Source organism: Aeribacillus sp. FSL K6-1121 (assembly GCF_038003725.1).
Classification (GTDB): Bacteria; Bacillota; Bacilli; order Bacillales; family Aeribacillaceae; genus Aeribacillus; species Aeribacillus composti.
In genome coordinates this window covers 1,160,386-1,174,485 of the sequence record NZ_JBBOPS010000001.1, presented here as the reverse complement: position 1 = coordinate 1,174,485, position 14,100 = coordinate 1,160,386, and the positions used below count along the sequence as shown (strand labels likewise).

General features: G+C 37.7%; 15 protein-coding genes and 2 pseudogenes. 5 read left to right on the top strand and 12 right to left on the bottom strand.

All coding sequences use genetic code 11. From position 1 onward, the window contains the following. Positions 1-1,220: 1,220 nt before the first annotated feature. From NSQ61_RS05915 to moaA, 10 genes and pseudogenes are all read right to left on the bottom strand, one after another. Complete coding sequence (locus NSQ61_RS05915) at positions 1,221-2,021, bottom strand: ABC transporter permease (RefSeq protein WP_063387658.1); 801 nt, start codon at positions 2,019-2,021, stop codon at positions 1,221-1,223. Beyond that, positions 2,018-2,647: an ABC transporter ATP-binding protein gene (locus NSQ61_RS05910; protein ID WP_311067342.1), complete on the bottom strand. Its 630-nt coding sequence runs from the start codon at positions 2,645-2,647 to the stop codon at positions 2,018-2,020. Before NSQ61_RS05910 ends, NSQ61_RS05915 begins: the two co-directional genes overlap by 4 nt. Positions 2,648-3,619: 972 nt before the next feature. Continuing rightward, positions 3,620-4,105: a cyclic pyranopterin monophosphate synthase MoaC gene (moaC, locus tag NSQ61_RS05905; protein ID WP_340806279.1), complete on the bottom strand. Its 486-nt coding sequence runs from the start codon at positions 4,103-4,105 to the stop codon at positions 3,620-3,622. Between the two features lie 4 nt (positions 4,106-4,109). Then, positions 4,110-4,343, bottom strand: coding sequence for a molybdopterin converting factor subunit 1 (moaD, locus tag NSQ61_RS05900; RefSeq protein WP_063387661.1), 234 nt, complete (start codon positions 4,341-4,343; stop codon positions 4,110-4,112). Beyond that, the gene (locus tag NSQ61_RS05895) at positions 4,340-4,795 is read right to left on the bottom strand and encodes a molybdenum cofactor biosynthesis protein MoaE (protein WP_130156967.1); all 456 of its coding nucleotides are present in this window, start codon (positions 4,793-4,795) and stop codon (positions 4,340-4,342) included. Before NSQ61_RS05895 ends, moaD begins: the two co-directional genes overlap by 4 nt. A gap of 32 nt (positions 4,796-4,827) precedes the next feature. After that, complete coding sequence (mobB, locus tag NSQ61_RS05890) at positions 4,828-5,331, bottom strand: molybdopterin-guanine dinucleotide biosynthesis protein B (protein WP_201108594.1); 504 nt, start codon at positions 5,329-5,331, stop codon at positions 4,828-4,830. Continuing rightward, a complete protein-coding gene (locus NSQ61_RS05885; RefSeq protein ID WP_340806277.1) occupies positions 5,328-6,593 on the bottom strand; it encodes a molybdopterin molybdotransferase MoeA in 1,266 nt (421 codons plus the stop codon). The genes mobB and NSQ61_RS05885 overlap by 4 nt, the downstream gene beginning before the upstream one ends. Before the next feature lie 45 nt (positions 6,594-6,638). Next, entirely contained in the window at positions 6,639-7,247 is a 609-nt protein-coding gene (locus NSQ61_RS05880; RefSeq protein ID WP_340808061.1) for a molybdenum cofactor guanylyltransferase, read from the bottom strand. Between the two features lie 5 nt (positions 7,248-7,252). Beyond that, on the bottom strand, positions 7,253-7,753 hold the full coding sequence (locus NSQ61_RS05875) for a MogA/MoaB family molybdenum cofactor biosynthesis protein (RefSeq protein ID WP_094245859.1): 501 nt from the start codon (positions 7,751-7,753) through the stop codon (positions 7,253-7,255). Between the two features lie 10 nt (positions 7,754-7,763). After that, positions 7,764-8,744, bottom strand: a pseudogene (moaA, locus tag NSQ61_RS05870) (GTP 3',8-cyclase MoaA). Positions 8,745-9,209: 465 nt separating this feature from the next. On the opposite strand from moaA, the pseudogene NSQ61_RS20220 reads away from it, so the two are divergent. From NSQ61_RS20220 to NSQ61_RS05850, 5 genes and pseudogenes are all read left to right on the top strand, one after another. After that, positions 9,210-9,338: pseudogene (locus NSQ61_RS20220) on the top strand (helix-turn-helix domain-containing protein). A 520-nt stretch (positions 9,339-9,858) separates the two neighbouring features. Continuing rightward, positions 9,859-10,092: a DUF2249 domain-containing protein gene (locus tag NSQ61_RS05865; protein WP_063387667.1), complete on the top strand. Its 234-nt coding sequence runs from the start codon at positions 9,859-9,861 to the stop codon at positions 10,090-10,092. A 4-nt stretch (positions 10,093-10,096) separates the two neighbouring features. Continuing rightward, entirely contained in the window at positions 10,097-10,324 is a 228-nt protein-coding gene (locus NSQ61_RS05860) for a DUF2249 domain-containing protein (protein WP_063387668.1), read from the top strand. After that, positions 10,311-11,558, top strand: coding sequence for a hypothetical protein (locus NSQ61_RS05855; RefSeq protein ID WP_339192850.1), 1,248 nt, complete (start codon positions 10,311-10,313; stop codon positions 11,556-11,558). Before NSQ61_RS05860 ends, NSQ61_RS05855 begins: the two co-directional genes overlap by 14 nt. A 45-nt stretch (positions 11,559-11,603) precedes the next feature. Beyond that, the gene (locus tag NSQ61_RS05850; RefSeq protein WP_063387670.1) at positions 11,604-11,906 is read left to right on the top strand and encodes a metal-sulfur cluster assembly factor; all 303 of its coding nucleotides are present in this window, start codon (positions 11,604-11,606) and stop codon (positions 11,904-11,906) included. 460 nt (positions 11,907-12,366) lie between these two features. Here the strand turns inward: NSQ61_RS05850 and NSQ61_RS05845 are convergent, their stop codons facing one another. Both NSQ61_RS05845 and NSQ61_RS05840 read right to left on the bottom strand, forming a co-directional pair. Then, on the bottom strand, positions 12,367-12,489 hold the full coding sequence (locus NSQ61_RS05845) for a hypothetical protein (RefSeq protein ID WP_268753464.1): 123 nt from the start codon (positions 12,487-12,489) through the stop codon (positions 12,367-12,369). 189 nt (positions 12,490-12,678) lie between these two features. Further along, positions 12,679-13,791, bottom strand: a complete 1,113-nt coding sequence (locus NSQ61_RS05840; RefSeq protein WP_144598044.1) for a TIGR04053 family radical SAM/SPASM domain-containing protein — start codon at positions 13,789-13,791, stop codon at positions 12,679-12,681. Positions 13,792-14,100: the final 309 nt, after the last annotated feature.

Genomic DNA, 14,100 nt, shown 5'->3' with positions numbered 1-14,100 from the left:
CATTAAGGATACACACCATTAAAGCTTTGCAACAGCAGTAAAAAGTAAGAATTTTCTTAAACATGAAAAAAGTACGTGGAAGCATTGCGCTTATATGAAGAACTGTATCAAAAAGAACCAGGAAATTTAAATTATCGTTTAATCGGATTTTCTTACAGGAAAACGCGGTGTTATAATTTGCGGGTTGAATATTAATGCATGAAATCTAAGAAAATCAAGTCGATCGGTTTGTTAAATTAACTGCTTTTTAACGATGTTCACTTTCTTAACCAGATAATTAAATAAATATTGTGAATACATCAACAATAATAACTTAAATTAATTTTTTTCTAGTTCAGATTCCTTTGAAATGCTTGTTGCATTGGTGATAGAGATTTATAGAAAAGTTATTGTAACTGCATTGGAGAATCATTTAAAAGCATGTGGATTTGAAGTAAACTTAACTAAAAAAGAAAATCATATTCGTTTATATATGAGCAGCCGAAAAACCATTAAGGAATTTTACGACTCATGACAAAGGATTGTACTTAAAACGCAAATTTGAAGTGTTCCCGGATCAAAATTTGGATACAGAAATATTGCAAAATGCGAAATGAAAAAGAATAAAACAAGCTGTTGCAGAAAGAAAAAAAGCTTTTATCGATGAATATCGAAAAAAATTATTGCATTCATCGAGCATGTGGAACTGCTTGAATTACATTAGGAACGTATTATACATGGTTAAAACGTGACAAATCATTTAGCGAAGAATTTTATAAAATTAACGAAAGGGCAGTTAAGTAGTCAATAGCTGCTTTATATTTTTCAAATTTTAGTTTACATAATATATATTATAGGAAGTTATAAATGGATCTTGTTTCACTAAAGAGATTACTTGTTGTGATGAGACGAAATAAAAAAATGAAACAAATTGTATTTTAATTGCATTTAATGAATTTCTTTTTAAATTGTAAATTTACATTGCAATTTAATTAATTGATCTTAAAAATTCGTTATGATTTGCTGCGTGTTTAAATTCATTCCATGATTAATTTTGGATTATGATTTATTTATTTTTATTAACGCTTCATTTTTGTTTGTTCTATATCCCGAAGTCCGTTCATTCATCTTCTTCTAAGTTTACATAATATATTTATGTTTTTAAAAAACTCCACTCATACCCTCATCCTCATGATTTGAGCGGCAAAATCAATGAATTATTGCCGCTCTTTGCCGTTCTTTTACTTCTCTTTTCCATTTTGTGGTATAAATTGGAAGCGATCATTAAAAAATGTTTTGTAGCCGAATTGCAGTGATAAAAAAGATGAAATCCCTACACTTCCGGCAATACCGATCAAAATCACAATTTGATATTCGATTGCAACTAAAGGGCTTGTACCTGCAAGGATTTGACCTGTCATCATTCCCGGCAAAAACACTATCCCCATACCGACCATGTTATTGATAGTCGGCAAAATAGCTGAATCAAATGCAGAGTTTACGATTGGTTTTGTTGCTGCATCGGGTTTAGCACCTAACATGAGCGCCCCTTCAATCAGATTCTTTTGGGTAGCAAAATTTTCGATCATTTCTTTCATGCCTAGCGTTATACCGATCATTGAATTTCCAATAAACATTCCGGCAATCGGGATAAAGTATTGAGGTTCATACCAAGGCTTAAAATGAATGACGATTAGATTAAAATACAACAGGCTGACGAGAGAGCCGATAACCATTGACAGCACAATGACCAGCTTCAATTTTTTCGATAAAGGCTTATGAAGCTGTTTAAATATATTATAAACGGCAAACGATTCCATGAAACAAAGCACCAATAAAACAATCCAAGGTGAAGGATTTTTAAAAATATACATCAATATGTATCCGACTAGCACAAGTTGAATCGTCATCCTGGCAGTTGAAAGGACAATTAATTTTTCACGTTTAATTTCTCGTTTTTTTACAAGCAATATTAAAATAAGAACAAATAAATATGCTGCCGAGAGCCTCCAAAATTCGATGTTGATAACTTCTTGCTTCATTGATTATCACCTGTTGGTTTATTTATCGTAATAACTTTATCTGCATATGTTTTTGGTATTGTATCTGAGTGTGTTACCATAATAACCGTTTTTTCTTTTTCCTTTGAATAACGAATGAATGCATCCATGATTTTCTCTTCAGTTCCTTTATCTAGCGCAGAGGTTGGCTCGTCTAATAAAAAAACTTCTGGATCCATTAGAAAAATTCTGGCTAGTGCAAGTCTTTGTTTTTCTCCGCCGGACAATTGTTCTACGTCATCCTCTAATTTTTTTTGCAAGCACACAAATTTTAGTGCTTCTTTCAACTTTTCATCGTCAATAGGCTCTTTTTCAGATAAAATTCTGCCGAAATTCAAATTCTCTCGAATATTTCCTTCAAACATTACTGGCTGCTGTGAAAGCATCACAACTTCCCGTCTTAAAGCGATTGGATTCCATTCAAACAATGACCGGCCTTTATAAACAATTTCTCCTTGATCTGGCGACAGCATGTGATTGAGCATTTTTAAAAGTGTTGTCTTTCCTCCCCCGCTTTGGCCAATGATGCACGTTACTTGTTTTTCTTCAATTTTCAACTCGTCAATGTAAAGAATATCTTTGTATCGTAAATTTTTGATGTGAAACATGTAAAACAGCCCTTTCTTCATAAAAAGCGAAATCCCCTGTTTTGAATATGAATAAAGTTGCAAATGATTCAAACCATTATACTTATTAAACACTTCTCTCTTTATAAAAAGCTTGGCACTCTTATTTATTTTATTTCGTGCAGCAAACCACTGAAAATTTTTTATTTCATTTAATGTCGGAACAAAGGAATGGAAAAAAGATAAAAAATTTGAATTTTATACCTCTTGTTTTAAATAAAAAAAGCTTTTTGAATGAAATTTTAACGTATTTGGAGCATTTTGTAAAATTTTTTGCGAAGCGGAAAATCAATGTTATTGAAAGGAAAACGCCTTTTGATCATGAGGGCTTAATGAAGATCGACATTTTGCGTCTTGAAGCAGTTTTCTTCCCTGCTTTGGAGAAATGATCAGAGGAGCTTAAAAAAATTTGTCCTTAACCTTTCGTTTTATTCATGCTGCCTCAGCAATCCAACAATTTTGGGGCTCTAGACACTTCATAAGCCCCTGGCCTTTTTTTGCAAAACGGGATGCAAAAGCATTCAACTCGATATGATAAAATTTTTTCCTTAAAACAATAGAATAACTTGTGAAATAGAGCTGATTGAATCGTTCAGAAAGAATGACATAAATCAAAACAGACGGCAACGAGGCGGTTATAGGACGGTACGAGAACACCCCGACAAGCTCGTTGTCCACAACGCTTATGCAGCCCTTCATCGATGATAATGAAGAAGCTCTTATATGCCGAATGAAAAATATGTACAGGGCTCCTTAGAAATTTTTCCAGTTCCAAGAGCCCGGATTGCGAAACATTTGATATGATCATGCTTTTTTCAAAAGTGTCTCTTTCCTTGTAGTTTTCAGCTTGGCGTCCTTTTATTTAAAGACAGAGTAAGTTGATTGGTTTCATGGTAACTAGTTTCTTTCTGCAGCTAAAAATTCTTTTCTATAATGATCAATTACCTATAAAAGTTATAGTTCACGGCGGAAGTCACCGCTTTTGCCGCCTGTTTTCTCCATTAAATATGTTTGGCCGATGACCATTCCTTTATCGATTGCTTTGCACATATCATACACGGTTAAGGCGCAGACGATCGCAGCAGTTAATGCTTCCATTTCAACCCCTGTGCTTCCTTTTGTTTTCACAAATGAATGGATCATTAATTCATATTTGTTTTCGTCGCATTTCCATTCAAATTGAATATCCACCGCTTTTAAAGCAATCGGATGGCACATTGGAATGATGTCAGCCGTGCGTTTGGCGGCCATAATTCCAGCTACTTGCGCTACTGACAGAACATCTCCTTTTTTGACCTGTGAGCTTGTGATTTTTTCATACACTTCTTTTGAAACAAGAATACTTGAGATGGCATGTGCAGTACGGACTGTTTCCTCTTTCTCTGAAATATCTACCATTTTTGCCCTTCCTTGCTCATTTAAGTGAGTCAGCTTCTTCATGTTTTTAACCTCCACTCATCGGCGGAATAAGGGCGACAACATCCCCATCCCGAATGATGTCATCTTCTGCAGCAAATTCTTCATTGATGGCAAAAAGGACGGAGGATAGGGCGGGCAGTGAATATTCTTTTTCCAACCGTTCGCGGAGTTGTTTAACAGTTATTTCTTGATATGGCAATGTCATCTCCTTTTTATTCAGCTGCTCTTTTAGTTGGGCGAAAAATAAAATTCGGATCATGACTTCATCTCCTTTGGAATGCCTTTTTCATAAGAAATCGTTTCTTGCTGATTGCCGATCCACAATGAGCCATCCTCCCAATGCTCTTTCTTCCATATCGGTACCATTTCTTTAATCCGCTCGATTGCATAACGGTTTGCTTCATAAGCATCAGCGCGGTGAGGAGTAGATACGGCGATGACGACCGCGGCATCCGTAATTTCTAATCGTCCGATACGGTGGACAATGGCAACCTTAGCATTCGGAAACTGCTGTTTAATTTCAGCTCCGATTTGTTCCAGTTTTTTTTGAGCCATCGATTCATATGCTTCATATTCTAAATACAATGTTTTTTTTCCTTTTGTCAATTCCCTTACAGTTCCGATAAATGTAACGATAGCTCCGGCATTTCGATCCACAACAGCTTCGATGACACGTGAAACATCTATCGGTTCTTTCACAATTTGAAACATAATTATCCCTCCAAATATAATATAAAATGGAATTATTGTCTCATTTCCAACAGCTTCTCCTTTACATAGTTCACGATCCAGCTGATATACAAATCTTCATCTTTAATAAAAAATGAATGTTTTTCTTTCAAAGGGATCGAGCTAATCGATGCGATCACATTTGATAAATCAAGCAGATGAAGATCTTTCTCATCACGGATACAGACAATTTTAGGGTATGGAGCTTTTTTCAATCCTTCGATAATCAATACATCAATTGAAAAATGCCGGTAAAGTTCCATAATGTTCGAAAAATGTTCATTCGCTTTTATTTCAGCTTGCAACAGCAAAGTTTCTTCCCCTAGAACCGCTGAAACAACAGCACCAGCTTCCCAATGCCGATACGTATCTTTTTTTGGAATATCCGGTTTTCCACCATGACCGTGATGTTTAAAAGTACCGACTTTTATCCCATGATTGGTCAGCTCTTTGATGCATTTTTCAATTAGCGTAGTTTTTCCGCTGTTTTGATGCCCTACCACTTGTAAAATCATCATAGCCAACTGGAGGCTCCTTCTTCATCTTCGATTAACAGCACGTTAACTTCACTGCCTGCTTGAAATCCTCTGCTTCCGCCAGGCAAAACAATTAAACTATTAGTATGAATTAAGGATGAAACAATATTTGATTTGTCCCTTCCAATCGGATCAGCTACTAGCTTTCCATCATGATAGGACAGTTTTGCTCTCACAAAGCGCGTGAACGGATTCGGCTTTAAAAAATCTTTCGTTAAAATCGCCCGGGCTCGTTTTAAATAACAATTTTTTTGTCCGAGCATCGCCCTTATATACGGACGGACAAACAGCTCAAAACCGACATAACAAGCGGAAGGGTTGCCTGAGAGGCCGAACAAAATTTTGTTGCCGACAACTGCTGCAGAGGTAACACTCCCTGGACGCATGCCGATTTTATTGAATAAAACTTGGGCTTGAAGATGCTCGTACACCTTTGGGATATAATCAAAATCGCCCACTGACACTCCGCCTGTTGTGATGATAATGTCGGCCATTTGCATTGCTTTTGTAACAGCTTGAAATATATTTTGAAATGTGTCTTTCACAATTCCGTATAAAATCGGTTCACCGTGAGCTCTGAAAATTTGTGCCTGCAGCATATAAGTATTGCTGTTGTGAATTTTTCCTTTTTCCAGCGGTTTATACACTTCAAGCAATTCGCTCCCGGTTGCTATGACGACAACCTTTGGGCTCTTCATAACCGGAACGTAGTGATACCCGAACGTTGCCAGAACAGCGGATATTCCCGGAGTGATCACGGTTCCTTTTTCGACAAGCAAACTGCCCTTTTTCATATCTTCTCCGATGCGGGAGATGTTTTCTCCTGCCTCAACTTTTCTTTTTATTTGCACATATGTCTTTCCGTCTTTTCTGAATTCCTGTGTTAATTCCTTCATGATGACGGCATTTGCACCTTCTGGAATGGCAGCGCCAGTCATAATTTTAACGGCTTGAAAAGGTTTTAAAGATTCTTTCCAAACAGAATCTGCTCCTTGAGTCCCGACGACTTCCAAAACTGCTGGATTGGAAGCTGAAGCGGCCTCGGTCGATGCTGCCCAAACAGCATAGCCGTCATAAGGGGATCGATCAAATCCAGGTACATCCGTTGTAGCAGTTATATCTTGACCAAGCACACGATGAAAGCTGTTTTCGATTGATACATACTCTATTTCACCTTCATAGCTTTTTTCCAACACCCGGTCGATTGCTTCCTCTACTTGAATTGGCTTTCGCAACGCTCCCATTCCTTTCCACCCTTCTTGCCCCCACCCGATACTACCAAGGAACATTTATTTTGTTTTGGAAAAGGAGGCTTGAGGAAAAAGGTTATTATGAACAATATACTGGTCATATTCATCCTTTGTATTAATATTGATGAAAGCATCGTCATCATTGATCTCAACATATCTAGTATGAATACTTGGAAGAAAATGCTTCATGCTTAACTTATTTTGTTCAAGGTGCCATCGTATTTTTTCCTTCACTCGATGATGGTACATGGCGATCAATGGCTGAATATTTCCGTGAACACTAGGAACAATCGCTTCACAACCGTCATTTCTGTATAATTGTAATTTTTTCAACAAATGCGAATTGATAAAAGGAGTATCACAAGGTAAAACGATATACCATTCGGATTTGAATTGGGACATAACGGAATAAATGCCGGCAAGAGGTCCTTTTCCTTGATACAATTCGAGATCTTGAATATATGTCAGCTGGTTCCTTTGCAGCCATTTCGTATCTATTTCAGGATGTATGACAACAACCACGTCTTTTGTGATACATTGCAGCGCTTCGATACTATATAAAATAAATTCCTTTCCATTTCTTTTCGCAAATGCTTTCGGTTGCCCAAACCGTTTCGACTGTCCTCCTGCCAGCACAATCCCGATCATCTTGTTCACTGACGATTCATCTCCCAAACAAGATGGCGAAGTTCCGGCAAAATCAGCTTTTCCATGGCAAGACGAACCGCATTTGTCGATCCCGGCATGCAAAAAATGACTTTTTGTCCAATTGAACCGGCAAGCGCTCGACTAAGCATGGATGCGCTTCCAATTTCTTTATAGCTTAAATAACGAAACAATTCCCCAAAACCAACCATTTCTTTGTCAAGCAATTCTTTTACCGCTTCAACCGTCACATCCCGTTTTGTAAAACCAGTCCCGCCGTTCAATAAAAAAACATCAATTTCGTCAGAAGCCTCTTTCACAGCAGATTGAATGGCTTCCCGTTCATCTTTCACAATCTCGTAATCTATTATTTCCATTTGTTCTCTCGTTAATAATTCGATGATTAATGCACCGCTTTTATCCGTATCCTTCGTTCTCGTATCAGAAACGGTGATCACTTTGCAGCGAACAGGGTCATTTGCCTTGCTGCGATGTTCAGATACACTCATCAATCACACCTCACCCGCCAATATAAGACATTTCCACACGTCTGTTTGCAGAAAGAGCATTGATCCTTCCTCTTTCTTCGAAATAACGATCGTCCCGAGCCTGCCAAACACGGGTGATCTCATCCAATATTTCTTCACCGCTTGCTCCCTTTCGCATTTTAACTAATAAATCAACGCCGTTTGAGGCAAATAGCATGTATACTTTTTACCGTCAGCTGATAGGCGCATTCGCGTGCAATCATAACAAAAAGCTCCTGATAAGGAAGAAATAAAACCGCCTTCCACATCCGTACCTCGGTATCGATACCTTTTAGGAACCTCACCAAAAACGTTGACTGAACTGGTTTAAGAGGTATTTCTTGGTGAATCATATCATGAACTTCTTTGCTCGTCAAAACTTCGTCCATTTTCCAACCGTTTAAGGTTTCGACATCCATATATTCGATGAAGCGGATCGTCATTCCTTTTTCTTCAAAAAAACGAGCCATCGGTAAAATTTCACTCTCATTTATTCCTTTTACAACCATGTTCACCTTTACGGCCAGACCTTGTGCAACCGCTTCTTCAATTCCTCTAACAATTTCCTCAGACTTTGCTTTACCTCCGTTCATTTTAGAAAAAATTTCGTTATTTAAAGCATCTAAACTGACATTGATCCGGTTCATGCCCGCTTTTTTTAAACGCTTGGCATATGATATTAAAAATATCCGTTAATGGTCAATGAAACGTCTTGAAGATCTTGAATATTTTTTAACATCGATATTAGTACATCAATGTCCTTTCGGAGGAGCGGTTTCCCCCCGGTCAGACGAATTTTTCGAATGCCTAAACGTAAAGGGGCTGACCAAACGATATATTTCTTGAAACGTCATTAGTTATTCCCGTTTCATAAAAGAATACTGTCTTCCTTCCATTTCAACATACAGAATACACAACGAAAATTCCATCGGTCTGTCACCGAAATGCGCAAATTCAATAAAGGGCGGTTAATTGATCTCGCAACATCTTCCTCTCCTTATACATTCATTCTTCATATGTTACAGACAAGATAAACAATAGAATGAGATCTCTGTCACATAAATTCGAATGATCATAAAAGGTTAAATTAATTGTAAAAAAAATTTTCTGAAAAAGAAACCTATTTGGAATACATTTTGCCAATTTATCATTTTTTTATGGCTAACATGATGGGGCTCTATATAATGAATTGAGAAAGCAAAATAGATACACAAAAAATATTTTACGATTTCGGCAAACGGAGGCTTTCATAATAGAATCAGCAGTTTTCATTATGGACAATGTACCAATGCTTGGCGACTTGATGGAAAGAATGGTTATTATATTAGAAAACCGTTCATCCATCAACAGGATCTTCTTAGCTTTTTCCATTTCGGGTCACCTGTCGAGAATCCGTCCAGACTCGAAAAAACTCAAAGTTGATTGAAAAAAAGATACTATCGAAAAACAACTGATAGAAAAATCATTAAAGAAAACCGCCGGCAACAAATCCAAAGCTTCCTGAGAATTAGGGATTTCACAAGTTACACTTTACAATAAGATGAAAAAATACCAGCTACCTAAATAGATGAACAACTTCTCAATCGTTTTCGAGAATGGCATTAACTTGGTTTACGCCCCGCTTTTTTCTTCTAGCACACTTTTCAGGCAACCATCTTTTTGATGTCAATGACATACTTTCAATGTTAGAATGATCTTTTTGCAATAGCGCTTTGTCCGGGTTAGACGTATTTTTCGCACAATGGCCGCTGACCATATTAACAAAGAAATAAATTTCCCTACATGCCATCAGCTGTTTCCGCTTTAAAAACACACACTCTCCTTTCTATTTCAAGCAAAACAATATCCTTAGCGAAATGGTACCGATCTTTCATTGAAAACTGAAACATTTTCTAACAAGCAGTTCAATTGATGTTGCAACATCTTCCCTTCCCTCAATTGGAAGGATATATGCCAATACGGCATCACGAATCAATTATTCATAAACTTTTCAAAAGTGATGCCGATGAAGTGAAGCAAATCACAAATTGCGGGAATTGTTTTTACTATGATGAACATTGATAAAAAAGATGGAAAGGAGAATATGGATGGGAAAAACTGTTGAATTAGATGTTCGCGAAGATTTAAAGAAGAAATTAGAGCCGTTTCAAAAAATCATGGCGGCCATTCAGCCTCTTGCACAAGGAGATGTATTTATTTTACACGCTCCGTTTAAACCTGTTCCGCTTTTTCCTATCATGAAGAAAAAAGGGTTTTCTTATCAAGCGGAAAAAATAGAGGATAAACATTGGAAAATTACCTTTGTTAAAACGGAGGAATGAAAAAATGATACTGGATAATCGCGGCTTAGAGCCCCCACAACCGATGATGCGGACTTTAACGGCATTAGCAAAATTAAAAAAAGGAGAAGCGTTGAAAATTATTAATGACCGCCGCCCGATGTTTTTATTTGAACAGCTTGACGATCTCGGTTATACCTATCAAACGCAAAAGCGCAGTGATGGAAGCTATGAAATAACGATTGAAAAGAAGGATGACGATGATGACGGCTAATCATACTTATGAAACGAATATTCGAATCCCTTTTTCGTTTATTATTTTTGGCTTGCTGGCGTTTTTCCTTTCTCAAATTCTTTTATTTCTGTCAACTCGTCAGCTTTCAACCGGAGAAATGCGCCTTCCTGTCGTATTGTCAGCTGTCCATTTATTAGTGATTGGCTTTGCTTTAATGACAGCCATGGGGGCCATGTATCAGCTTGTTCCAGTCGTGTTTTTAACCCCGATATGGAATGAATCATTTGCTTTTATCCAAATGGTCGTCACGTCATTAGGAATACTATCTTTTAGCATCAGCCTGGCCTTTAATATTCAAATGGCTATATTTTCAGGCTTGCTTCTTACTTGCGGGATTGTAATGTTTTTATGGCAGATGTTCATGACATTAAAAAAACAGAAGAAAAGAACGGTCATCACTTTATTTGTTGGTACTGCCCTCATTTGTTTGCTCTTAACGATCGGGCTCGGATTGACGCTTGCCTATCATTTTTGGAGCGGCAGACAATTAATCGATCATGATTTGATTTTCAAAGCACATATATTGCTGGGATTTTCCGGCTGGTTTACACTTCTTATCTTCGGATTTTCTTACAAAATGGTTCCGATGTTTTCATTGGCGCATCATTTTTCAATGAACACGGCCCGATATGTCTACATTTTTTATATAAGCGGTCTTGTGTTAACTTTCATCAGTTTTATAACGGCAAATGACCGGTTGTTATCAGCAGGGCTTCAATTGATGGCTGTCGGATATGGGTTGTTTGCATACCATATGTTTGCCATTTTAAAGAAAAGGATGAAGAAAAAACTGGATAAACCTTTTCTGTTTGCTCTTTTGGCCATTGTTTTTGGAGTCATCCTGCATATAGCGGCGGCCGGTTTTTCTTTTCAAAGTGAAATCCATTCCCGCATCTTTTCCATCATCATCTACTGTTATCTGTTCGGCTGGATTGTATTAAGCATCATTGGCTACTTATATAAAATTGTTCCTTTTCTATGGTGGACACACCGGTATAGCAAAAAAATCGGCAAAGAAGCGGTGCCGACTTTGAAACAAATGATAAATGAAAAATGGATTGTGATGGAATGCTGTTTATTTGTTGCGAGTCTTATCGGCATGATCGCTGCTCTTGCCTCTTCAAGTACTGGTCTATTTTATCTTGCTCAAGGAGGAATGGTGCTGTTTTCTGGATTATTTGCCTGTACGATTGGCTCCGTATTGCTGAAATAAAAAAATGAGGGAACGATTTACTGAAATATAAAGGGTGATGTTACAATGGAAATAAAAGCAAAGATCTTGGAAAAACTGCAAAACGTTTTAGATCCTGAATTGGGAATTAATGTTGTTGATTTAGGACTGATCTATAAGATTGAAGTAAAAGACGGAACTGCATTCATTTTAATGACATTGACTACACCCGGCTGTCCGTTGCACGACTCAATAGCAGGCGGTGTGAAACGCGCGTTGCGTGATATTGAAGGCATTCAAGACGTAAATGTCCAAATCACTTGGAATCCGCCTTGGTCCCCTGATAGAATGAGCGAAAAAGCATTAAGGCAGCTAGGGTTCCTTTCCTAAACGTTTTTCAAAGACTGTTCCTTTCCTGAAAGGGACAGCTTTTTTTATGAAAGAAGTCCCAATTATTTTGGTGTTTTTGGCTCTTCTTCCAGCTCCCAAACAAACGGCATCACATTTAAAATTTTCGTTTAATCGTTTCCCAGCCAAAAAAATCCCCTTCCAGGAAAATCTTTTTACAAATGCTGTCTTCCTGCAGGGGATAATCGCTGTTCCTTGTTTTTCCAGAGGTGTCAACCAAAAAAAATGTAACTGAAATTGCAAATGACGTTCGTCCATTCCAATGAAAAAGCTCAAAATATCGTCATTCCGTAAGAATTGGCAAAACTGACGCCAACTATGGGACAATTAAAAATAATAAAAGCAAAGAATACATTTACCGTCGGCCATACCGGTCAGTAAATTCCGAGTGGAATTCGCATGACAGAACCTTGCAAGACGGGTTGGCAACTTAGATGCTTTTTTATGTTGCTGTCAGGTTATAAATATCTTGGAACGTACTTGCTAACGGAGATAAAATTCGCCATACGGCAAATGCAAATGTCATGGCTAAAGTGGTGACTGGCAGTAATGCTTTTTGTTTCACCAAAATCCCCCTCCTAAACAGATGAATGGTGCCATCATCTGTACCATAAAAATAGGCGGGGAATGTTTGTGAACTTTATCATATAATTATTGATTGCCAAATAATTGTTAAAATTTCACCTCAACAAAAATGTTTTTCCGATTTTTGCCCATTCAATCAAATTGAAAAACCGCTTGCGTTTCCAACGGTTTAAACTTCCCGTTTTTGGCGAAGCGCTTTAGGAATGTATACACAATAAGGCTCACTTTCCAAATAGTCGCCTGTCACAGCATACGCTCTTGAGCGTGAGCCTCCGCAAACAAAACGAAATTCGCAAACACCGCATTTTCCTTTATAAAGATTTGGATTGCGCAATTTTTGAAATATTGGTGAAGTTCTGTAAATATCGGCCAGTGGTGTTTGTCTTACATTTCCCGCTTTGATTGGAAGCAATCCGCTCGGATAAACATCGCCAATATGGGAAATAAACACAAAACCGTTGCCATCATTTACTCCCTTCGGAGCACGGCCGAGTCCGTCCACTTCCCCTGTAGCCCCTTTAAACAAAATATCTTCATAATGGATTTCTTTTCCATCTATTTGCTGTTCACGCATTTTGGCTTGCAAGACGACACGACGGTAATGTTGTCCGGCAGTCGTTTTAATATCAAATGGTACACGTTTGCTCTTTTCATATAACCAACGAAAAACTTGTTCATGTTGGGCGGGAGAAATCATATCCGATTGTTTTCCTCTTCCAGTTGGTACGAGGAAAAAAACGCTCCAAAGAACGCAATCAAGTTTTTCAACAAAATCCGCCATTTCTTCAAGAACATGAACATTGTAGCGTGATACAACCGTATTAATTTGAACAGGAATCTTAAATTCATGCAAATATTTGATTCCTTGCATCGTTAAATCGAAAGAACCTTTTGTGCCGCGAAAATGATCATGAATTTCCGCATTCGGGCCGTCCAAACTAAATGCCCAACGGGAAAGCCCGATATTTTTTGCCCTCTGCATCACTTCTTTTGTTACATTTGGAGTTGCACTCGGCGTGATTGAAACACGCAATCCCTTTTCAATAGCATATTCGGCAAGAGCGAATAAATCCGGCCGCATTAATGGATCACCGCCGGTAAATACTAATAGCGGCTGGTTCATCGCAAAAATATCATCAATTAATTTTTTTCCTTCCTGAAAAGTCAACTCATGGGGATCACGATGATATTGCGCCTCGGCTCGGCAATGCAAACAATTTAATTGACATGCTCTCGTCAACTCCCAAATGACAATAAAAGGGTTTTGGTCATAATCCATCATCACATACAAACTCCTTTCTTTAAAATGAAAAATATCTCTGCTTCTTCTCATCATATAAAAAGGTGAAATTTTCGAAGTGAAAGCCATCACACTTTCCGGTAAAAGGGAAGAAATGATTTTTACGAAAAAGTCATTCTTTTGACAAATGTTCAGCTGCTGCGGATCTTCCCCGCGATTGCTTCGGTAATTCGCAAATGGATGAGGTGGTCTGCCCCAAACCTTAAGTATGTTAGACACCTTATTTTTATTAGGAACTATGATTTACATCACACGACTCATTTGTAAAGAAACGCTATAATATGAAACGAA